At 42.5% G+C, this 21,378-nt stretch carries 27 protein-coding genes and 1 riboswitch; of the genes, 16 read left to right on the top strand and 11 right to left on the bottom strand.

The features are described from left to right. Positions 1-20: 20 nt before the first annotated feature. Positions 21-1,616: a solute:sodium symporter family transporter gene (locus KS242_RS12600; RefSeq protein ID WP_217321648.1), complete on the bottom strand. Its 1,596-nt coding sequence runs from the start codon at positions 1,614-1,616 to the stop codon at positions 21-23. A 208-nt stretch (positions 1,617-1,824) separates the two neighbouring features. Between KS242_RS12600 and KS242_RS12595 the strand changes: the two genes are divergently transcribed. From KS242_RS12595 to KS242_RS12560, 8 genes are all read left to right on the top strand, one after another. Beyond that, positions 1,825-3,009: an MFS transporter gene (locus KS242_RS12595; protein WP_217321647.1), complete on the top strand. Its 1,185-nt coding sequence runs from the start codon at positions 1,825-1,827 to the stop codon at positions 3,007-3,009. Positions 3,010-3,075: 66 nt separating this feature from the next. After that, positions 3,076-3,636 carry a GNAT family N-acetyltransferase gene (locus KS242_RS12590; RefSeq protein WP_217321646.1) on the top strand — a complete coding sequence of 187 codons (561 nt, stop codon included), beginning with the start codon at positions 3,076-3,078 and terminating at the stop codon, positions 3,634-3,636. Positions 3,637-3,999: 363 nt separating this feature from the next. Beyond that, complete coding sequence (gene qoxA / locus KS242_RS12585) at positions 4,000-5,031, top strand: cytochrome aa3 quinol oxidase subunit II (RefSeq protein WP_217321645.1); 1,032 nt, start codon at positions 4,000-4,002, stop codon at positions 5,029-5,031. 20 nt (positions 5,032-5,051) lie between these two features. After that, the gene (qoxB, locus tag KS242_RS12580; protein WP_217321644.1) at positions 5,052-7,001 is read left to right on the top strand and encodes a cytochrome aa3 quinol oxidase subunit I; all 1,950 of its coding nucleotides are present in this window, start codon (positions 5,052-5,054) and stop codon (positions 6,999-7,001) included. Between the two features lie 15 nt (positions 7,002-7,016). Further along, positions 7,017-7,628 carry a cytochrome aa3 quinol oxidase subunit III gene (gene qoxC, locus KS242_RS12575; RefSeq protein ID WP_217321643.1) on the top strand — a complete coding sequence of 204 codons (612 nt, stop codon included), beginning with the start codon at positions 7,017-7,019 and terminating at the stop codon, positions 7,626-7,628. 1 nt (position 7,629) lies between these two features. Continuing rightward, positions 7,630-7,944 carry a cytochrome aa3 quinol oxidase subunit IV gene (gene qoxD, locus KS242_RS12570; RefSeq protein ID WP_217321642.1) on the top strand — a complete coding sequence of 105 codons (315 nt, stop codon included), beginning with the start codon at positions 7,630-7,632 and terminating at the stop codon, positions 7,942-7,944. Positions 7,945-8,029: 85 nt separating this feature from the next. Further along, a complete protein-coding gene (locus tag KS242_RS12565) occupies positions 8,030-9,172 on the top strand; it encodes an acyl-CoA dehydrogenase family protein (protein WP_217321641.1) in 1,143 nt (380 codons plus the stop codon). Positions 9,173-9,248: 76 nt separating this feature from the next. Next, positions 9,249-10,235: a ketoacyl-ACP synthase III gene (locus KS242_RS12560; protein WP_217321640.1), complete on the top strand. Its 987-nt coding sequence runs from the start codon at positions 9,249-9,251 to the stop codon at positions 10,233-10,235. A gap of 50 nt (positions 10,236-10,285) precedes the next feature. Here KS242_RS12560 and KS242_RS12555 read toward each other — a convergent pair whose 3' ends face one another. Further along, positions 10,286-10,726 (bottom strand): DUF2512 family protein, encoded by a 441-nt coding sequence (locus KS242_RS12555; RefSeq protein ID WP_217321639.1) that lies wholly within the window; start codon positions 10,724-10,726, stop codon positions 10,286-10,288. A gap of 473 nt (positions 10,727-11,199) precedes the next feature. Beyond that, complete coding sequence (locus KS242_RS12550) at positions 11,200-11,634, bottom strand: GtrA family protein (protein WP_217321638.1); 435 nt, start codon at positions 11,632-11,634, stop codon at positions 11,200-11,202. A 145-nt stretch (positions 11,635-11,779) separates the two neighbouring features. Between KS242_RS12550 and KS242_RS12545 the strand changes: the two genes are divergently transcribed. Continuing rightward, entirely contained in the window at positions 11,780-12,574 is a 795-nt protein-coding gene (locus KS242_RS12545) for a VLRF1 family aeRF1-type release factor (protein WP_254391702.1), read from the top strand. Positions 12,575-12,608: 34 nt separating this feature from the next. Here KS242_RS12545 and KS242_RS12540 read toward each other — a convergent pair whose 3' ends face one another. From KS242_RS12540 to KS242_RS12505, 8 genes are all read right to left on the bottom strand, one after another. Then, entirely contained in the window at positions 12,609-12,788 is a 180-nt protein-coding gene (locus KS242_RS12540; protein ID WP_217321637.1) for a 2-hydroxymuconate tautomerase, read from the bottom strand. 13 nt (positions 12,789-12,801) lie between these two features. Continuing rightward, on the bottom strand, positions 12,802-13,218 hold the full coding sequence (locus KS242_RS12535) for a Fur family transcriptional regulator (protein WP_217321636.1): 417 nt from the start codon (positions 13,216-13,218) through the stop codon (positions 12,802-12,804). Beyond that, positions 13,218-14,084, bottom strand: coding sequence for a metal ABC transporter permease (locus KS242_RS12530; RefSeq protein WP_217321635.1), 867 nt, complete (start codon positions 14,082-14,084; stop codon positions 13,218-13,220). Before KS242_RS12530 ends, KS242_RS12535 begins: the two co-directional genes overlap by 1 nt. Then, complete coding sequence (locus KS242_RS12525; RefSeq protein ID WP_217321634.1) at positions 14,081-14,809, bottom strand: metal ABC transporter ATP-binding protein; 729 nt, start codon at positions 14,807-14,809, stop codon at positions 14,081-14,083. Before KS242_RS12525 ends, KS242_RS12530 begins: the two co-directional genes overlap by 4 nt. Positions 14,810-15,009: 200 nt before the next feature. Continuing rightward, on the bottom strand, positions 15,010-16,077 hold the full coding sequence (locus KS242_RS12520; protein ID WP_254391701.1) for a YhgE/Pip domain-containing protein: 1,068 nt from the start codon (positions 16,075-16,077) through the stop codon (positions 15,010-15,012). A gap of 54 nt (positions 16,078-16,131) precedes the next feature. Continuing rightward, positions 16,132-16,554, bottom strand: a complete 423-nt coding sequence (locus KS242_RS12515; protein ID WP_217321633.1) for a MarR family winged helix-turn-helix transcriptional regulator — start codon at positions 16,552-16,554, stop codon at positions 16,132-16,134. A gap of 134 nt (positions 16,555-16,688) precedes the next feature. Beyond that, complete coding sequence (locus tag KS242_RS12510) at positions 16,689-17,012, bottom strand: spore coat protein (protein WP_217321632.1); 324 nt, start codon at positions 17,010-17,012, stop codon at positions 16,689-16,691. Positions 17,013-17,024: 12 nt separating this feature from the next. Next, a complete protein-coding gene (locus KS242_RS12505) occupies positions 17,025-17,264 on the bottom strand; it encodes a hypothetical protein (RefSeq protein ID WP_306278121.1) in 240 nt (79 codons plus the stop codon). A 110-nt stretch (positions 17,265-17,374) separates the two neighbouring features. Here KS242_RS12505 and KS242_RS12500 point away from each other — a divergent pair, with 110 nt between their 5' ends. The 7 genes from KS242_RS12500 to KS242_RS12470 all read left to right on the top strand — a co-directional run bounded on the left by KS242_RS12500 (position 17,375) and on the right by KS242_RS12470 (position 21,369). Beyond that, positions 17,375-17,734, top strand: coding sequence for an arsenate reductase family protein (locus KS242_RS12500; protein WP_217321631.1), 360 nt, complete (start codon positions 17,375-17,377; stop codon positions 17,732-17,734). Between the two features lie 82 nt (positions 17,735-17,816). Beyond that, on the top strand, positions 17,817-18,206 hold the full coding sequence (gcvH, locus tag KS242_RS12495; RefSeq protein ID WP_217321630.1) for a glycine cleavage system protein GcvH: 390 nt from the start codon (positions 17,817-17,819) through the stop codon (positions 18,204-18,206). Between the two features lie 143 nt (positions 18,207-18,349). Beyond that, complete coding sequence (locus tag KS242_RS12490; RefSeq protein WP_217321629.1) at positions 18,350-18,700, top strand: ribonuclease M5; 351 nt, start codon at positions 18,350-18,352, stop codon at positions 18,698-18,700. Between the two features lie 18 nt (positions 18,701-18,718). Then, complete coding sequence (locus KS242_RS12485) at positions 18,719-19,018, top strand: thioredoxin family protein (RefSeq protein ID WP_217324149.1); 300 nt, start codon at positions 18,719-18,721, stop codon at positions 19,016-19,018. 83 nt (positions 19,019-19,101) lie between these two features. Further along, complete coding sequence (locus tag KS242_RS12480) at positions 19,102-19,431, top strand: hypothetical protein (protein WP_217321628.1); 330 nt, start codon at positions 19,102-19,104, stop codon at positions 19,429-19,431. Between the two features lie 59 nt (positions 19,432-19,490). Further along, positions 19,491-19,592: riboswitch (SAM riboswitch) on the top strand. A 93-nt stretch (positions 19,593-19,685) separates the two neighbouring features. Further along, on the top strand, positions 19,686-20,708 hold the full coding sequence (locus KS242_RS12475; RefSeq protein WP_217321627.1) for a methionine ABC transporter ATP-binding protein: 1,023 nt from the start codon (positions 19,686-19,688) through the stop codon (positions 20,706-20,708). Next, positions 20,701-21,369 carry a methionine ABC transporter permease gene (locus KS242_RS12470; protein ID WP_217321626.1) on the top strand — a complete coding sequence of 223 codons (669 nt, stop codon included), beginning with the start codon at positions 20,701-20,703 and terminating at the stop codon, positions 21,367-21,369. The genes KS242_RS12475 and KS242_RS12470 overlap by 8 nt, the downstream gene beginning before the upstream one ends. Positions 21,370-21,378: the final 9 nt, after the last annotated feature.

The raw sequence follows: 21,378 nt of genomic DNA, 5'->3' as shown, positions 1-21,378 counted from the left end.
CCTTAGCAGGTCGCTTTTCTTTATGCTGCAATTCCCCATGGAGAGAAGAGTATATACAAACCAATCATACAAATCGTAATGAAAATGGCGAATGGTTTTGCGTACTTCCAAGGCGTCATGTCAACAACTTCCGCATCTCCAAGGACATACGGCTCATTCCGCGGTTTCATTTTCCCTAATACAATCATGAACAACAGACTGAACGGGAATAGGACGGCTAGTACATAAAGGAAGTGTACCTCGCCGAAGAAGAGCTTAGACAATCCATATAGGATCAAGTGTGTCACGATTGCTGTCTTCACGGCAAACGCCGGAACACGTTTCGTAAAGAACCCGATAAAGATCGCAGCTACAATCGGAACATTAATGAACCCGAACATTTCTTGCAGATAATTATACAGTCCGCTTGGGAACATTATGATGAATGGCGCAATAATGATAGAGATAACACCAACGACAATTGCAAATGTTCGTCCTGCTTTTACAAGCTCGGAGTCAGTTGCATTTTTTCGGAAAATAGGTTTATACAAATCTAAGGTAAATAATGTCATCGTACTGCTTAGTGCTCCGTTGAACGAGCTAAGAATGGCTCCGAACAAGATGGCAGCAAATACACCGGTAATGGCTGTTGGAAGCAAATCAACAATTAATGTCGGATAAGCATCATCTGCTGTTTTTAAGCTGTCTCCGTATAAGTGGAATGCGATTGTTCCTGGTATTAATAGATACAACACACCAAACAGCTTGAAGAATCCTGTCAGCAGAACACCTTTCTGCCCCTCAGCCAAATTCTTCGCGCCAAGTGATTTTTGAACAATTGCTTGGTTAGCAGCCCAGTAGAACAAGTTATTTACGAGCAAACCGGTGAAGATGGTCGGCCAAGGTACATTCGCATCATTGCTGCTGTCAATGGCATTTAATTTCTCAGGATGATTATTGATGAGTTTATCAACACCGCCAGTAATACTGCTGTCTCCCAATGTCCACAAACCGAGCAGCACAATGCCGATACCACTAATAATGAGTGCGATACCGTACAATGTATCTGCTGCTGTAATGGCACGCAGACCTCCGAAAACAATATAACCCATACTTACTAATCCAATGATACTTGCAATAATAGCTACTGCCCAAAAAGTGCTGATATTTAATCCGCCAGTAATATTGAAAATGGAATCAAGCACAAGTGCCCCGGAGTAAAGAACCGTCGGCAGGAAGGAAGTCATATAACCGATAATGAATAAAATAGAAACAAATTGGCGTGTACGCATGTCGAAGCGCTGTTCGAGAAAGTCAGGTATGGTGGTAATTCCTGCTCGTAAGTAGCGGGGCAGGAACAGGAATGCGAGGACGAACAAAGCGAGTGGTGACGTCACTTCCCAACCCATAGCTGTAAAGTTGCCGGCAAATGTCTGGCCATTCTGTCCGACAAGCTGTTCCGTAGATAAATTTGTCAGAAGCATGGAGCTCCCGATGGCAACACCAGTGAGACTGCGGCCGCCTAAGAAATAACCGTCTGATGTAGCAAGATCAATTCCTCGCGTCTTTCGCCAGGAATAATAGGCAATCCCGACCGTCACGAGTATAAATGAAATGACAATAAAAGTATAAAGCATGCAATTTCCTCCTTAAGTACTCCCGCAGCGATTGAACGCTGCCATATCTCCTAAGGAAATACCCCAGGCTTACTCTCTCAAAACCTATTAAATTATTTGGCTGCAATTCCTATATTTTCTGTTAATTATTCTAGTTATAGTTTGAACCATCCGCTGTTCTATTGTATTGTTGCCAATGTTAAGTCAGATAATGAAGGAGGGAGTCAGCATGTCCTTGACTAGCAGCCGTTTTTCACCGCGCACTGTCATTGTCGTTTTAATGATTTGTGCCTTTTCGATTGGAACGACAGAATATGTTGTAACAGGCGTGTTAACCCATATTGCTGGGGACTTACATGTAACAATTGCATCAGCAGGTCTAGTTGTAAGCATGTATGCGCTTGGAGTAGCCGTCTTTGGTCCGCTTATGACAACATTGTCTGTAAAATTGCCGCGTAAGCCGATGCTTCTAATGTTTATGGTGGTATTCATCGGCAGCAACATTGTTAGTGCTACTGCGCCTAACTTTTCTGTTCTGCTCATCTCCCGTGTTGCTTCTGCTTTTATGCACGGACCATTTTTTGCGCTTGCTTTTGTGATGGCAAGTGAATTGGTGGAGCCTCGTAAACGCGTCCAAGCAATTGCTGCTGTAAATGGCGGACTTACGATTGCTATTATGATCGGTGTGCCGTTTGGAGCGTATCTCGGATCCTTAATTGAATGGCGTCTCGTGTTCTGGCTGATTGCACTTTTGGGTTTAGCAGGACTAGTTGGACTGTTCATCTGTGCACCAAATACGAAACCCGCAGAAACACCTCGGATTAAGCAGGAACTCAGCGTCTTTAAGCATAAACAGGTGCTATTAACAATCGCAATCATCATATTTGGCTATTCAGGTGTATTTACCGCTTATACTTTTATTGAACCATTGCTCCGGACTGTCACTGGATTTGGCGGGATTGGTATTATGATTAGTCTTTTCTTTTTTGGTATGGGCAGCGTTATCGGTAATTTTTCGACTCCGCGACTTGCGGGCGGCAATGTAACAAAAACGCTTATTTATGTATTTACAACACTGACAATCATCCTATTGCTGTTCCCACTAGCAACACAATATGCCGTTACAGCAGTATTCATTATCGGTCTCTTCGGGGCTGGCGCGTTCGGTACTACGCCATTATTACAGTCGAAGATTGTTATGGCTGCTAAAGAAGGACCGACAATTGCAGCAGCAGCTAGTGTATCAGCGTTCAATCTAGCAAATGCGGCTGGAGCCTATTTAGGCGGAATAATACTGGATGCTAATTTAGGATACTCGTGGCTGGTGATATGCGGGGCCGTCATCTCTGTTATTGGGATACTATTATCAGCACTTTCCTATCACGAAGAGAAAAAGGAACAGAAGTTGGCTTGAAGTGTATTGCACACCCTAAATTCTTCCTTCATACTAGAATAAATTACTAGAGGAGGTAAGAAGAGGTTGAATCCAATACTTCAAGATTTTAAAACAGCAATTGAAACAGAACGGCTGCTTATTCGGAAGCCGGAAATTGGCGATGGGAAAGCAGTTAATGATGCAATCAAAGCATCCGTAACGGAATTAAAAAGCTGGATGCCGTGGGTGCAGGAGATTCCTGCACCAGAGGATACAGAAGAAAATATTCGGGAATCAGTTGCCAATTGGATCAACCGGACAGGCCTTCGTATGCTCATCTTTCACAAGCATACAGGGGCGTTTATTGCCTCCAGCGGTTTTCATGCAATCGACTGGGATGTGCCAAAAGTAGAGATTGGCTATTGGATGGACACGCGCTATACTGGTCAAGGCTATATGACAGAAGCAGTAGACGCGCTCACAGCATACGCTTTTACAGTGCTTGGTGTGAAGCGGGTGCAAATACTTTGTGATGAAGCGAATAAAGCAAGCAGGGCAGTGGCCGAACGCGTTGGTTACCAGTTGGAAGGTATTCATTACTGCGACAGCTTGAGTGTTGACCGTAAGACTGTACGCAATACGGTGTACTACAGCATGACCAGATAGCGGATTGTTATCCAATTACTGGATGCGCATTTACTTCAAACGTTCAAATTTTGTTCACTACTTGTTCTTATTCTCTCATTTGACTGGTGTTAGAATGATAATTGAACTGTTTACTTACTAGGCAAGTCTGGTGTTTTTTGCTGCTTTGTATTACACTAGTTTCTGGATTGTTGTCAGAGACTGCCTAAATGGCAGTATGCTTGTATGTTTCAGGTTGAGTTTCTGCTGTTCCTGCCGGATGCAGAAGTTCTAATGTGAAATACTTATCAAAACCCTATTACAGCGAACGGGTTGTTTTCTTATGCAGAGAGGAAACAGCGCTTTTTCGCAGATTCAGGTAAAGAAAGGAAGGGAAGCAGGCGCATGCTTAAAAAATTGAAACCCTTAAGTCTTCTACTGTTCCTTGCCCTGCCGCTAATGCTCGCCGGTTGTTCTACACCGGAAGTACTCGATCCGAAAGGACCAGTGGCAAGTCAGCAGAGTGACCTTATTATTCTATCAATCATTTTCATGCTTACAATCGTAGCGGTTGTATTCGTACTCTTGACAATTATTCTTGTCAAGTACAGAGAAAGAAAGGATCATGACAAGTACAGCCCAGAGCTTCATGGCAGCATGCTGCTGGAAACGATTTGGACGATCATCCCGATCATCATCGTTGTTATCTTGGCTATTCCTACTGTCAGAACGATCTATAACCTGGAGGAAGCGCCTGAAGCTAAGACAGCTGAAGCTGCGAATGAAGATCCATTGGTTATTGAAGCAACATCCATCAACTGGAAATGGGTATTCACTTATCCTGAAGAGGATATTGAAACAGTGGATTATCTGCACATCCCGATTCACCGTCCAGTGGAATTCAAACTAACATCTGCCGATAACATGGCTGCTTTGTGGATTCCAAGTCTTGGCGGACAGAAATATGCAATGTCCGGCATGCAGACAACACTATTCCTTCAAGCAGATGAAGCTGGTGAGTACGATGGCCGAAACGCAAACTTCACTGGTGAAGGATTTAACGAACAGCGCTTTATCGTGTATGCAGAGGAAGAGGCAGACTACGACCAGTGGGTAGAAGAAGTTCAAGATTCTGCTCCAGAACTGACACAATATGAGTATGACAATCTTTTGATTCCTGGCGTTTATGAAGGAACAGCTGAATTCAATGGTACGCATTTGCAATGGATTGATCATTCCAAAGATGCTGAATACACATTGGAAGCATGGGAACGTCTAGGCTATGAGCCGAAGAACCCGCATGCGAAAGACAAATCTCAAAACATCTTGTCAGAAGATGAGATTCCATATTACGAGCAAGACAATACTGTAGACTACTCGGATGAAAACATGGACCATGAAAACATGGAAAATGAAGAACATGCGAGTCACGAGTAACAGAGAGAGGGGGAAATGTTTTGGACTTAAAATGGAATGAGTTTATCATTACCGGCGACCCATTGATTCTTGGCGCACAGATTAGTATCTTGCTTGGATCAATCGCCGTTGTAGCTGCCCTTACTTATTTTAAGAAATGGACGTGGCTATGGAAAGAATGGCTGACTTCTGTCGACCATAAGAAATTGGGTATCATGTATATCCTTAGTGCCCTTTTAATGCTTTTCCGCGGTGGTATCGATGGTTTAATGATCCGTACACAGTTGGCAAAACCGGGTATGGAATTCCTGGATCCACAGCACTATAACGAGGTATTCTCAACACATGGTGTAATCATGATTTTGTTCATGGCGATGCCATTCTTAATTGGTTTAATTAACTATATTGTACCGCTTCAAATTGGTGCGCGTGATGTAGCGTTCCCTTATTTGAACAACTTGAGCTTCTGGACATTCTTTGTCGGTATGGCTCTATTTAACATTTCCTTCATCATCGGTGGTTCACCGGATGCAGGCTGGACAGCATACACGCCGCTTGCGACGAATGAATTCAGTCCTGGTCCTGGTCAGAACTACTACTTACTAGCTATTCAGATTGCTGGTATCGGTACGTTGATGACGGGTATTAACTTCTTCGTAACCATCCTTAAGATGCGTACGAAAGGTATGACATTGATGAAAATGTCTATGTTTACTTGGACATCATTGATCACAATGCTTATCATTATCTTTGCTTTCCCTGTGCTAACGGTAGCACTTGCATTGCAAACATTTGACCGACTATTCGGTTCTGTAATTTTCACCTTGCAAGGTGATGGTAACCCGATGCTATGGGTTAACTTGTTCTGGGTATGGGGTCACCCTGAGGTTTATATCGTTATTCTTCCTGCGTTCGGGATTTTCTCTGAAATCATCTCGACATTCGCAAGAAAACAGCTTTTCGCATACAAAGCGATGGTTGTGTCCATTGTGACGATTTCTGTGTTGAGCTTCCTAGTATGGGTTCACCACTTCTTCACAATGGGTAATAGTGCAGAAGCAAATAGTTTCTTCTCTATTACAACGATGGCAATTTCAATCCCCACCGGGGTTAAGATCTTTAACTGGCTATTTACCATGTATCGAGGACGTATTACCTTTACGACACCGATGCTATGGTCACTTGCTTTTATCCCGAACTTCGTTATTGGTGGGGTAACAGGGGTTATGCTTGCAATGGCAGCAGCCGATTATCAGTATCATAATACGTACTTCTTGGTATCTCACTTCCACTATGTGCTGATTTCAGGTACAGTATTTGCTTGTTTTGCAGGTTTGATTTACTGGTATCCGAAAATGTTTGGTCACAAACTAAACGAAAAGATTGGTAAATGGGCATTCTGGATCTTTATTATTGGCTTTAACGTATGTTTCTTCCCGCAGTACTTCCTAGGGTTGGACGGTATGCCAAGACGTATTTCCACATATACGGAGGCAGATGGCTGGACCGGTTTGAACTTTATCTCTACAATCGGTGCTTTCATGATGGGGCTTGCATTCCTTATCTTCGTTGCAAACATCGTATACAGCTGGAGATTCTCTCCAAGAGAGAAGACAGGCGATGCGTGGGGTCTTGGACGTAACCTAGAATGGGCAACAAGCTCTTCTATCCCGCCGCACTATAACTTTGCTGTTCTTCCAGAAGTAACAGGACTTGATCCGTACTGGGATATGAAAGAAAAGGGACTTGATCGACAGAAGAATGTTGATTATAAACCAATTCATATGCCGAACAACGCAGTTACACCAGTTATCATGTCCGTCTTGATGGGAGCTGCAGCCTTTGGTCTTGTATTCCACTGGTACTGGATCGGTATTGTTGGCGGAATCGGTATCTTCATCACAATGATAGCTCGTTCATTTGATTACAATGACGGCTACTATGTAAGTGTTGAAGAAATTAAAGAAACAGAAGCGAAAGCGAATAAATAAGGAGGTTGTGAAGAAATGGCACATGATCACAATGTGAACCCTAACGCTCCATTGGAATATCAGTCAGAAACCGGCCGTTTGAATATTACCGGTTTCTGGACTTTCCTTGGTGCAGAGATCGCCTTGTTCTCGACTTTATTCGCATCCTATTTCGCGTTGCAAGCACGTGTAGGTGACGGACCAACCTCAAATGAGATGTTCGAAGCAGGACTTGTTATGATTATGACAATGCTGCTGCTCACAAGTAGTTTCACGTGCGGTATTGCCATCCACGAAATGCGTGCGAACAACAAAACAGGCGTCATGATCTGGATGATTATCACACTCATCCTAGGTGCAGGCTTCATAGGCTATGAACTTTATGAGTTTGTACATTATGTACATGAAGGTGTTACACTTAGCACAAGTGCACATTGGTCTATGTTCTTTATCTTGCTCGGAACACATGGACTGCACGTTTCAATCGGTATTGGCTGGATTATCTTGCTGTTGATCCAGCTTGCAAGAAGAGGACTTACACCGAAGACAGCATCAAAAGTCTTCATTTCTAGTCTCTATTGGCACTTCTTAGATGTTGTGTGGATCTTTATCTTCACATGCGTTTACTTGATGGGGATGGTGAATTAATATGAGTCAACAAACGAAAAAGGGACATTTTCCTTGGAAGCATCTCATCGGCTTTTTGATCTCAATCGCGTTGACACTCGTCGCCTTCGCAACAGCATTATGGACTGACTGGTCATCATCAACGATTTTCATCATTATCTTGATTTTCGCTTTGATCCAGGCTGCTTTGCAGTTAGTTATGTTCATGCACATGACCGAAGGAGAAGACGGTGGACTGATTTCCGGTAACACCCTATTCGGATTCTTTATTGCAGTAGTTATCATTGTTGGTACGTACTGGCTGATGACTTCTGGCCACATGCATATGGGCATGTAAATCAAACCCGCTCTCTGAGCGGGTTTTTTTGTGTTTTCTTCAGTCTTTATCTAAAATAGAAGCAGATAGAAGAGGAGGGTGCGGTATGATTTTTCCTAGTAATGTACATATTATAGAAAAAGCGAGTAAAGTAGCTGATGTAGCTAGAGCGTATAAAAGCATTGGCGATGAACAAGCGAGATTAGCAGAAAAAGTGATTGATACTTTCCGTTCTGCTGCGTATACATTGCTGACCATTCCTAACGAACAAGGGGGAGACGGTGCTAATTTGCACGATTTTTTGCTGGCTCAGGAAACACTGGCAGCTGGTGATGGTGCTGCTGCTCTGTCTATCGGCTGGCATCTAAGTACAATGCAGGACTTATGTGAGAATGCAAACTGGCCAGCCGGCATGTTTTCGCGATTTCTGCAAGAGGTGGTGCAGAAGAAGAAAATTGTTAACCGAGCAGCTTCCGAACCAGCTACAGGAAGCCCTACTCGCGGTGGCATTCCGGAAACACATGCAAAAAGAGTCGGAGATGGATATATCCTAAATGGACGTAAAACATTTACATCAATGGCAGCTGATTTAGATTATTATCTGGTGACAGCATATGCAGAAGAGGAAGACACTGTTGGAAGCTTTTTAATTGCCAGGGAAATAAAAGGCGTTTCTGTCGAAAAAACATGGAATCCAATGGGAATGCGGGCAACAGGCAGTGATGATTTGGTACTGGAAAATGTCCATGTTCCAGCAGAATACTTTGTAGAGAAAACGAAAACGAAATCGGGGCCGAAAGGGTCACTTTTGCATATTCCTGCTTGTTATCTAGGCATCGCAAAAAGTGCTCGTGACGAAGCGATTCAGTTTGCGCAGAAATTTCAGCCAAACACATTGGATACGCCGATTATTCATGTGCCGCATATTAGAGAGAAAATCGGAGAAATGGATTTAGAATTAATGCAGGCAAGACATTTTATGTATCATGTTGCAAGCTTGTGGGATAGCTTTCCTGAGAAACGGCATCAGATGGCAGGAGAGTTAGCTGCAGTAAAAGTCAATGCGACAAAGGCTGCCGTGAAGGTGGTCGATCTGGCGATGCGGATTGCCGGCGGAAGAGGATTGGCCAAAAACCAGCCATTTGAACAGCATTATCGGGATGTACGTGCAGGTTTGCATAATCCGCCCATGGATGATGCGGTAGTAGAATTGCTTGCTTCTCAAGCTGCAAATTCCAAAAAAAGATAAAGAAATTCAATCGTTTTAGTACCAGGTATTAAAACTAGATGGTATAATGTATGCAGATGTGAAGGAGGCAGATATAATGGAATCCAAAGCTCGCGTAACTGCGATTGGAACATATATCCCAGAAAAGGTTTTGACAAATGCAGATTTCGAAAGAATGGTCGAAACTTCTGATGAATGGATTGTTCAGCGTACAGGTATTAAAGAAAGAAGAATTGCAAGAGAAGATGAATTTGTTACTGACCTATGTGAACAGGCTGCGCTTAACTTAGCGAAGAACTTCAACAAATCTTTAGAAGATGTTGATTTGATTCTCGTAGCAACAGTAACAGGTGAATATAAATTTCCGAGTGTATCCAGTCAGCTGCAAGCTAGACTTGGTCTGAAGAATACTGGAGCTCTCGACTTAGGCGGAGCATGTGCTGGATTTGTTTACGGACTGCATATGGCTAACGGGCTGATAACTGCTGGATTGCACAAAAAAATTCTTGTCTTAGGAGCAGAGACGCTTTCTAAGATTACGGACTATACAGACCGTACAAGCTGCATTCTATTCGGAGATGGTGCCGGTGCAGCATTAGTGGAATACGATGCAGAGAATCCTGGATTCTTCTCTTATCATATGGGTACGAAAGGGGAAGGCGGACGCCATCTTTATCAAACTGGTATTTCCACAACAATGAATGGTGAAGAACTCGCTAACCCTGGTAAGTTGGTTCAAAATGGACGGGAAGTTTACAAATGGGCCGTTTCAGGAGTTCCAAAAGGTGTTAAAAAGTTAGTGGAATCAGCCGACATGACAATGGATGATATTGATTGGTTTATTCCGCACAGTGCGAATATGCGGATGGTAGAATCTATTTGTGACCGTTTAGATTATCCACTTGAAAAAACATTAACTAGTATGGCTTATGCAGGTAACACCTCATCTGCAACAATACCATTGGCGTTTGACTTTGCACTGCAGGAGAATAAGGTCAAGAATGGTGATAACGTTTTATTATACGGATTCGGCGGCGGTCTTACAGAGTGCGGCATTATCATCAATTGGGATCCGGAAGCATAAAAAAGAGCCCGCGGCATTTTATTCCGCGGGCTTCCTTTATGGTCAGTGAATTAGTCCTTTTGCGGGCCTCTTATTGGCAGTTCGCCAGCTATTCCTGTTCGGAACTGATCTAGGAAAATAACATTATAGTACTGATCACGACCATTTCTGATTACATATTTCCGCACATAAGCATGCAGAAACATTCCATCCATGCTGGCTAATGATAAGCCTGCCGGAATGGCACCGACCAAAGGATGCACCATACTATCAGCGGCAAGAGAAATCAGCATCCAGCAGACAAAGCTGTAGAAAATAATGTCCAGCCATCCTGTCATTTTATTTGTCTTGCCTGGCAGCAACGCCATGTCAATCAAGTAGCCAATCACAGTAAGAATAGCTGTGAGCTGTACTACTTTTGAGAGCGGTAATTGATAGAATAAGCCTGCAAAAAGGTAAAGAACCGCAAACGCAAATATTCCTTTTAAAAGTATGGCTTTGACATGTTTCATTCCAAATTCACCTGCTGCTTTTTTTATACAATATGTCCACTTTCGTATAAAGGTATACACAGGTGCAACAAATAGATAAAATGTGTTAATCGTCATGTGTTAATTGTCCACGCCTAAGAAGGGGCTCGGACATACCTGTTTAAGCTATATAAAAATGCAACCACTACTGCAAGTAACAGCAGCATTAGTTGCATTTTTTGTATTGAAAACGAAGATGAGAGCACTGTTTTGGAAATACACTCCGCTCATTTTTATTATGGTAAGCCTTCACTCGTGTAGGCAGAATACGTAGACTCCTCGAAAATAAGAAGCAATTTTCTTGTCGATGTTTACTTCAAAAGCTATTTCTTTCCGGCGATAACAGCTAAAGTTGGAGAGCCAGCAGCCGTCAGAGGGCTGCATGAAAACGTATAGAATTAGTCATCGTTCGCATTTTGGATGAATGAATCTTGTTTTATCCCGGGCTCTTCTTCTTATTTCTTGCGCTTAAACACGATATATTTCATAAATAAAAAGCTGCTGGCGGATGAGAGAAACATTGCCAAGCCCTTTGCTATATTATTATCTACGTAAGCGGGAAGGTTTACAAAGGTCAAACTTCGCAGGATAGACAAACCAGCAAGGAAGACTAGATTGCTAATGACTAATGCTACTAACCCTTGTGCGAAGAACATTCCTTTTTCTGTTGTACTGGATTGCTTTTGATTCCGGAAAGTAAATCTGGAATTCCAATAGTAACTATTCCAGAGACATGCCAGATAGCTAATCGTATTAAAAAGTAAAAGAAGTAAATTATTTTTGGTCGGCCAGATAAGTAGCAGAATATTAAGTACAACTAAATCAACTGCGGCATTCAGCACGCCAATTGAGGTAAACTGCAGGATCTGTGTCCGGGTGCGCTTTAACATAATTTTTCACAGCCTTATCGTAACGTGATTATATCTTATCATTGTTCCCTAAGTTAGGTCTCTTTTAACGTTTCAACTTATGTGCGGGTGGTAAGTAGAGCTATAAGCTTTGCATAAGCAAATCTGGAAGAGGAGTGATTGCAGTTTGTGTTACGCATTGGAAATGAATCAACTCGCACAAAAAGCCAGCCGCCATCCTCAGAAAGTACTTAGCATGTATGTGAACACAGATCCAGCCAACCGCGATCAAACGGGAGGCGAGTGGAAGATACACGTTAAAAACGGATTAAAAAATTTTGAAGCCTATCTGGAAGATGATGAAGAGGAACGGAAGCAGTTTCTGAAAGTAAAAGAAAAAGTGAAGACCTTCTTGGAAAATAATAGTCAAAGCATGAAGAAGAGTTGTGTTGTTTTTGCTTCAGCAGATAACATATGGTTCGCCGAATGCTTGCAAATGCCAGTGACAACGGAGTTCTTCTGGGAAACAGAGCCCAAGCTTGATCAGTTCCGCAAACTGTATCAAACTTTCCCGGAATCGGGTGTTATCCTCGTACAGAAGAATCAAGTGAAAGTTATAGATGCAGTCCTCGGGAAGGTAAAGGAAACGAAGCTGTTTGAGATGGATCTCGACACGGAACAATGGAAGGTGCAAGCCAGTCCGCAGCGAGCTTTGTCAGTCAAAGGAAAGGGCGGCAAAGGATCAAAGAAGGATACAATCGAGAACCGCATCGAAGCGAATCAAAAGCGCTGGTACAAATCGTTAGCACCGAGTCTGGACAAGCTAGCAAAAGATAAAGAATGGAAGAGCATTCACCTGGTTGGAAATAAAGAAGAAGCGAGAATGATAGAAAGTTATATGCAAAAGCAAGTCCAGCATATGGAAGGAAAGAATTTGTTTGATCAGGAAGAACGAAAAGTGCTGGACGAAGTAATTCAATAACAAAAGCAGTATGCCTGCTCAGGCATACTGCTTATTAGATTAACCGTTTTCCGGCATGGCCATAATTTGCTTTGTTCATTTCTTCTATAACAACAGTCACTGCTTCTGTACGAGCACCGGTTGTTTCGACCATAACTTCTGTCATTTTTTTAATCATTTGTTCTTTTTGTTCATCTGTACGGCCTTCTAGCATTTTAACTGTAATAATTGGCATTTAAATCGACTCCTTACGAATGGTGACATGTTGGGCATAGTCCATAAAGCTCAAAAGCATGTGTATGAATATGATAATCTGCAAGTTCTTCTGTGTAAACGGGCAGCGGGCATTTTTCGAGCGGTTTGGTCAGTCCGCAGCTTTCGCAGACAAAGTGATGGTGATGGGTGCCGCTTTTACATGCAATTTTGAACAGTTTTTCACCGTTCTTTTCACGTGATTCCAATAATTCCAGCTGCTCAAACAGCCGAAGATTTCGATAAATAGTATCAAGGCTGATGCCTTGATAGCTTGTCTCCATAAAGGTAAGCAGCGCTTTTGCACTGCGATACCCTTTGGCATGGACAAAATAGGAAAGAATGTCTGCTCGTTTGTCGGTGTACTTGTGACCGTTTTTCTTTAGAACAGCAATACCTTCATCCACTTGCATCAAGATACCCCTTTCTCAAATGCACGATTCCGTTTCGCGACCAGCATAATCTTTTGTGCTAGAAAACTGAACAGAAGAATCAAGATGGACACGACAACAATCGTACCTCCAGGCGGAATTTCGAAATAATAACCAGAAAACAAGCCGGCAATAACAGATGTTTCACCGAAAAGAATAGATAAAATAATTGTCTGCTTAAATCCTTTTGCTACGCGGATAGCAGCTGCTACTGGAATAGTCATCATTGCTGAGACAAGTAACACGCCGACGATACGGATGCTGGCAGCTATTACTAAAGCAGTCAGCAGCATGAAGATAAAGTGAATCACACGTGCATGTAAGCCGCTCACACGAGCATGTTCTTCGTCAAAGGAAAGGACAAGCAGCTGTTTATACAAGATACCGATGACAAGCAGTACAATCACGCTGATGACCAAGATGACGCGTAAATCTTCACTGCTAACAGCGGAGACAGAGCCAAACAAATAAGAGAATAAGTCAGTCGTGAACCCGTTTGCCAAGGAAATGAATATAACACTCAGCCCGACCCCTCCAGAAAGAATAATCGGAATGGCAATTTCCTCGAAGTTACGAAACATATTCCGAAGCTTCTCAATAAGTAAGGAAGCTAGAACAGAGAATCCGAGTCCTGCATAAAAAGGTGACAGCACAGGTGTTGCCATCTTTTTCTCAAGCAGCAAACCAAATGCAATACCAGCCAACGTAACATGTGATAAAGCATCAGCGATAAGGGAAAGTCTGCGAACGACGATAAAGCATCCTAATAGCGGGGCAATTAAGCCGATCAGCAAGCCGGTATATAAGGTGTTACGTAAAAACTCAAATTGAAGAAAATCAGCAATCATGCTCGAATACCCCGCAATACTTGGAAGTCGGTTTCAGGAAGCGTGAAGTGTTCAGGTTCGCCTTCGTATTGAACTTGCTGATCCAAATAAACGAGCTTGGAAGCATGCTGTGCAATGCCGGCAAGATCATGGGTAATCATGACTAATGTAAGTCCAGTCTCTTTATTTAATCGATGCAGCAATTCGTAAAAGCCTTTGACATTGGCATGGTCAATGCCGACTGTTGGCTCATCGAGAATGATTAATTCAGGCTGGCTAACAAGTGCTCTTGCGATAAACACACGCTGCTGCTGACCGCCAGACAAACTGCTAATGTTCTGGTGCAAGTAATCTGACATGTCCACTTGCGCTACTGCTTGCTTTACAGCAGCTCGATGTTTTGCTGTAAATCTTTTAAAGTAACCGATTTTTGGCGTAAGGCCCATTGCGACAACTTCAAACACTGTTGCAGGAAAGGCTTTATTAAAGGAGCTCGCCTTTTGGGAAACGAAACTGACTTTATTCCAATCTTTAAAGGAAGATACAGACTCACCGAAGAGCTCAATGTCACCTTTGTTTGGCTGTAAAAGTCCAAGCGCCAATTTTATCAATGTTGTTTTACCACCGCCGTTTGGTCCAATCAAACCAAGGAAGTCACCGCTTTTTACATCAAGCGAAACATCACGCAGCGCAGCTTTATTTTCATAAGAGAAGTTAATACTATTTATATGAAGGATAGATTCCATTTTCTATCACCTTTCTAATTCCGTACTCGTTCACAAGAGACTATTCTATCGTAATCATTTCGATTTGTAAATCATAATCGTTTCGATTTATATGTTTAGAAGGAAGTGGCTGCTGCCAATTGCTGATCAGCTAATGTGCGGAATACTTTAATGAAATAAAAAAATCCAATCTACGTAAAGATTGGATTTTTCTATGACGCTTACACTGCTGCTGTTTTATTGTCTTTTGTAACGTATGGAACGTGCTGTTTCTTCAGCATAACTGCAGCACAAGTTAATGCAAATGTAACAACCAAAATCAATACAAGGTGAAGAACATTTGCAGATGCACCTTCTCCATTATAGATAAGCTGTGCAAATCCTTGTACACCATTTGATGCAGGAAGAATATCTCCAATAAAACGGAACACAGGAGATAGCATGTCTACAGGAATAATATTGCCTGCAGTCATTAACATGAACGGAATCATTGCAACGTTGAACAAAGCGCCCGCATTGCCGAAAATAGCAAAGCTCATTTGTGTGAAGCTGATACAGGCAAACGCTACAAGCAGTTCAAAGCCCCATAACTGCATGTATGAGGAAGCTGTATCATTCGCAAGGGCGTGTATGGTAACAATAATTGTTGGAACAACAACACCGATAATAGCCAGAAGCAGCTGTTTATTCCAGAAGACTTGCCACTTGCCGAATTTGCGATTCAAGATTTGTGTGACAATATTAAATTGGATATTCATTGTCATGAAAGCAATGAATACGATGAAACCTAGCATCATTGGTACCATGGACGTAGCAAAATTAGAAATAGAATTTTCTTTAATAATATCTGCTTGTACATGGGAACCGCCGATAGAGGCAGTCATCTGCCGAGCTGCACTTTCAGCTGCAGATAAAGCAACCTGCGAATTGGCGCTGTTCATATGGAATTCCAAAGAAGTGTCCGCTTGCGCAGCTAAATGCTTCGTGAATGCTTCCGGGATAATAATCATCATGGTGATGTCATTTGCATCCAATTGTTCTCGTGCATCTTTATAGGACATAGCTTCCGCAGAAAACGGCAGATTTGCCGTCATTTGTTCTGCAATTGAATCAGCCTGATTGCCGTCCTCGTTGACTACAGCAACTTTCAAACGGTCAAAATGCGTCGTAGCATCGTGATAGCCTGTCAGCCAAATAATAGCAAATAATAACGGAACGATAATAGCAAAAGCGATTCCTACTTTTGTATTCGGGATTTTCATCATTTCCCGTAAAGGTTGTAAACGCAAAATAAAAACTCCTAACTGTATTTTAATTGCATGTGCATGTATTTAGCGAAAAAATCACTGCAAATTCTGATGCAGTTTTCGCATCAGAGTATGCAGTGTTTTTATATCTTCTTGATGGAAACCTTGATACGCGTTTGTTTCAATTTCGTCTACCTTTGGTATGATTTCAGAAACCAACTGCCGCCCTGCTTCTGTAATCAGCAAGCGGATAGCTCTCCGGTCGTGTGGATCATGTCTCCGGTTGACGAGGCCTTTCTTAACTAGTTTATCAACTATCTTAGTAACAGTCGTTTGCTCTCTTTCGGTAACATCAGCAAGTTCTTTCTGCGTGACATCATCGTGCTTGTCCAATTCAGCAACAAGAGAGAATTGTTCAGGCGTCAGTTCGAATTGCTGAAGCATGCGTGACGTTTCCCGCTTTAAGGACAGATAAGTTCTTGATAAAAGAAGACCCAACTCGTCATTTCTCGTGTTCATGGTCTGCTCCTTTCAGATAGCTCCATAAAGTTGCACATGCAAGTATATTACTCGTTTGAAAGTATTTCGTCAATAAGCTCTTTTGGTGCACAAGAGAAAAAACGGACAACCATTGCAGATTGTCCGTTCGCTTTTCATGTATACGGCAGTTCTTGACGTGTTTGGCTGAACTGCTGGTAAGCTTGCTCTACTTTTTGCTGAGGAGCTTCTTCTAAGCTGTACCAGCCATGCTGAAACATGAGATTATACAAATTGCGCTGGGCGTCCTGCGTTTCCTTAAATATGCGAGCAACTGTTTCGTACAATGACTGATTGCTCATTTCATTTAAAGCGGTACTATAAGATGCTGTCATGTATTTCTCTGTAGCAAGCAAGTCAGTAATATGATCACGGTCGTTCATGCCTTGTGTAGTCGGTACAGGTGTTTGGGTATTTTGGATCTTTTGGCTCTCTGACATTGTGTGACCTCCTTAATTAAGCGGTTTTGTTTTAAGATGCTCAAGCAGCATATCGTAATGACGCTGATGCATTTGGCCAACGGTGTGCAATGCTTCCTGCGCATCTGTCAGCTGCAATTCGCCGGCAGCATGCTGCGCTTTTTTGGCTGCATTCAAGTTCCAATTGAGCATATCACTTAAATACAGCAAATCTTTTCCTGAAATCATTTCCGGCGGCTGGAGCATCACATCTTGTGAATTATCTAACGGCACGAGAATCCCTCCTTTTTCCTATTTATCGTGTCCGATTTTCTGCTGATTATTCTGCACCATGATGGAGAGGACTATGCTAAAATAGCAGTATTAAAAGGAAGGAGATCTGTATGTTCCGATTTTATTGGTATCCAAATTGCAGTACATGTAAAAACGCGAAAAAGTGGCTTGAGGAGCACCAAATCCCTTATGAAGCAATACATATTGTAGAAACACCTCCCAGTCCGGAAGAGCTGCAAGAAGCAGCGGATAAAAGCGGCTTGCCATTGACGAAATTATTCAATACAAGCGGCAAAGTGTATCGCGAAGGCGGCTACAAAGACAAAATCAAAGAAGCGGATGATGCGCAGTTAAAAGCTTGGCTCTCTGAGAACGGCATGCTAATTAAACGTCCGCTCCTTATTGGCGAAAATCAAGCGGCTGTCGGTTTTAAACCAGAGGTATATACGTCTGTGACAGCTGCAAATTAAGCTAAACGGTGGTAATTTTAGCTATTAGCTTTTATAGTAAATATGTTAGCTATTCTTGTAGAAAATAGGTGGAGGAATTATTATGAGCAACTTACCGAAAGATCTTCGTTATACAGATGAACATGAATGGATCAAAAAAGAAGAAGGCAGCCAGTACCGCATTGGTATTACTGACTTCGCTCAAGATGAACTAGGCGACATCGTATTCGTCGAGCTTCCGTCGGTTGGTGACGAATTAAAAGCGGACGAGCCATTTGGCAGCGTAGAATCTGTCAAAACAGTTTCTGAACTGTATGCTCCGCTCAGCGGTAAAGTCGTATCTGTCAATGAAGACTTGGACGACAGCCCGGAATTCGTAAATGAATCCCCATATGAGAAAGCATGGATGATCGTAATCGAAACAGATGATGAAGCAGCCTATGAGCGTCTTCTTTCCACTGAAGAATATGAGGCGAAAATCAAAGAAGATTAACTTTTTGGAGCCCTTGTTGATATCTGTTGGCAAGGGCGGCGGTTTCTGTTCATATAATATGGCAAGCGTCATTGCTAAGCTGCCTTTATTCGGAGCACGGGCAAAGAAGCAATCAAATATCGATCAGAATAGGTGATGCCAAAATGGGTGATGAGGAAAAAGTCATTATCGTAGAAGGACGTTCGGATAAAGAGCAGATAAGAAAGATCATCGATGAGGAAGTGACGATCATCTGCACCAATGGCACGTTGGGTATCGAGCGGCTGGAGCAGCTGTTGTATGACTATGACTTGGATCACAAGGAAGTATATATTATGGTGGATGAGGACAGCGCCGGTCATAAGCTGCGAAAACAGTTAGCCCGTGAGCTGCCGCATGCCCAGCATATTTACGTAGACAGAACCTATCGAGAGGTAGCGGCTACCCCGGCCCCTGAATTAGCCACAGCCCTGCTTAGCAGAAGTATCATGGTGCATCCATTCTTCCTCGTCTGAAGAAAGAAGGGATGAAATATTAATATTATTGAAACGAATGTCGAGGCCATCATCCAAGAAGGACAGGCAAAGATCTTCGTGCATACGCCATTTTGCGGCACCTGCCAACTGGCTGAAAAGATGCTGCAGACAGTAGAGGCGGTCATGAAAACAGAATATTATCATAAACTGAACGCCTCTTTGTTCCCAGACTTTATGCAGCAGCATCAAATTGAAAGTGTACCTTGTCTCATTACTTTCCAAGATGGTCAAGTAAAAGATAAGACATATGCTTTTCAGTCAGTCCAGCATATGCTGGCAAAGACGATCAGCGAATAAAACAGCTTTCATACGGAAAGCTGTTTTTTCTTGCAGGAAAATAGGGTGTAAAGAGCCAAATACAGGTGGAGGAGGGATGCTGGATGATCATGGAACATTTGACGAAGCTAAAAAGGCAAATTGAAGAGAGAGAAGATTTACTGCCGTTATGCAATGATAAACGGCTGAAAGTCTTCATTGACTGGGGTCATGACCATTACGATTTGTATATTGATCGAAGCAGCCTCACAACACCTGCTCCAAAGCCCTATGGTTTGTTGCATATCCGGACGGATGAACAGACGGTGCAGCAACTTCTTAAGGGTACGATAAAACTGCGCAGTCTTCGGACCGAGCAGGAAGTCGATGGTGATTATCAGCATATACTGCTAATGGAAGCACTGCTGCTTCTTGGAGCGGAGAATAGTCTGTAAAATATATTGACAGAATTATTGACTAATGCTAAACTCCAATATAGCAATCATATACGAAACTCTTATCCAGAGTGGCGGAGGGACTGGCCCGATGAAGCCCGGCAACCACAGGTAATCCTGTATGGTGCCAATTCCTGCAGGGAAACCTGTACAGATGAGAGAACAATTATTGACACTTAGGAAGCGTCTTTTTGTTCTCAAACAAAAAGACGCTTTTTTTATGCTTAAAAAGCACATAGAAAGGAGGAGCGGAATTGATCACTATCAAGAACCTCTCCAAGACATATCGCACGAAAAAACAGAATATTACAGCAGTCGATCAACTGAATATGACAATCGATTCAGGTGAGATCTTCGGCGTTATCGGCTACAGCGGTGCTGGTAAAAGTACATTTGTACGCCTGCTGAACCGTCTCGAAGAACCGACTTCTGGTGAAATAATTATTGATGGCAAAGACATTGTCAAACAGAAAAAGAATGAGTTGCGTCTTGCCAGACAGGAGATCGGCATGATCTTCCAGCACTTTAACTTGCTTTGGTCCCGAACTGTGCACCAGAATATTGCTTTTCCATTGGAAATTGCAGGTGTACCGAAGAAGGAACGAAAAGTAAAAGTAGACCGTTTAATCGAGCTGGTTGGATTGAAAGGACGGGAAAATGCTTATCCATCTCAACTGAGCGGCGGACAAAAGCAGCGTGTTGGTATTGCTCGTGCCCTTGCCAATGATCCGAAAGTACTGCTTTGTGACGAAGCAACTTCTGCACTCGATCCAGAAACAACAGATTCCATCTTAGACCTGTTAGTAGACATCAACAAACGTCTAGGGTTGACGATTATTCTTATTACTCATGAAATGAACGTAATTAGTAAGATTTGTCACCGTGTAGCTGTTATGGATACAGGTAAAGTTGTGGAAGAAGGGGATGCCGTACATGTATTCCAGAACCCGCAGCAGGCAGTCACGAAGCGTTTTGTGCAGCAGCTTGATGGAAGTGAGAAATATGAGTCCTTGTCATCAGCTGTATTGAATGAAGGAACAGGAACGATTATTAAACTTTCTTTCTCAGGTGAAAATGTGAATCAGACTATCGTTAGTCAAACTGCAAAGCAATGTGATGTAGACATTAACATTCTGCAAGGAAACGTGCTTCAGACACACAGCGGAGCGGTAGGCAGTCTATTTTTGCAATTAGTAGGCAGTGAAACAGAAGTGGAGAAGGCACTGGACTTCATCCGCAGTGCAAATGTAAAAGCGGAGGTGCAGGAGCTTGCTTGAGAAATGGTTTCCTAATGTAGATATAGCAGATTTGAACACAGCCATCTATGAGACATTCTATATGACCATTCTTTCGTTGATTGGGACATTTATTATTGGTATTATCCTTGGATTATTGCTTTACCTGACTAGTAAAGGAAAGCTTTGGGAGAATAAAATTGTTTATGGCATTGTAGCAGCAGTCGTGAACGTTTTCCGAGCGATTCCGTTTATTATTTTAATTGTTTTGCTGCTGCCATTTACTGATTTCCTAATGGGTACGATTCGCGGTCCTTCGGCAGCATTGCCGGCTTTAATCATTGGTTCAGCACCATTTTATGCAAGACTAGTAGAAATTGCACTTAAAGAAGTTGATCATGGTGTAGTAGAAGCAGCGAAAGCAATGGGAGCTAAGAACGCAACAATTATGGTCAAAGTATTGTTGAGAGAGTCGACTCCGGCTTTGGTTTCCGGTCTCACAGTTACAGCAATTGCACTTATTGGTTCTACGGCAGTAGCGGGCGTGATTGGAGCAGGCGGATTAGGTGACTTTGCTTACTTCTATGGATTCCAGCGCCGCCAGACAGATGTTGTTATTCTGTGTACTGTCTTAATTATTATATTGGTATTTGTTATCCAGTTTATAGGTGACTATATTTCCAATAAATTAGATAAACGTTAAAGGAGAGAT

The organism is Terribacillus sp. DMT04 (genome assembly GCF_019056395.1).
Taxonomy (GTDB): Bacteria; Bacillota; Bacilli; order Bacillales; family Amphibacillaceae; genus Terribacillus; species Terribacillus aidingensis_A.
The sequence above is the reverse complement of the archived record's forward strand: the minus strand, read 5'-3'. Positions and strand labels throughout refer to the sequence as shown.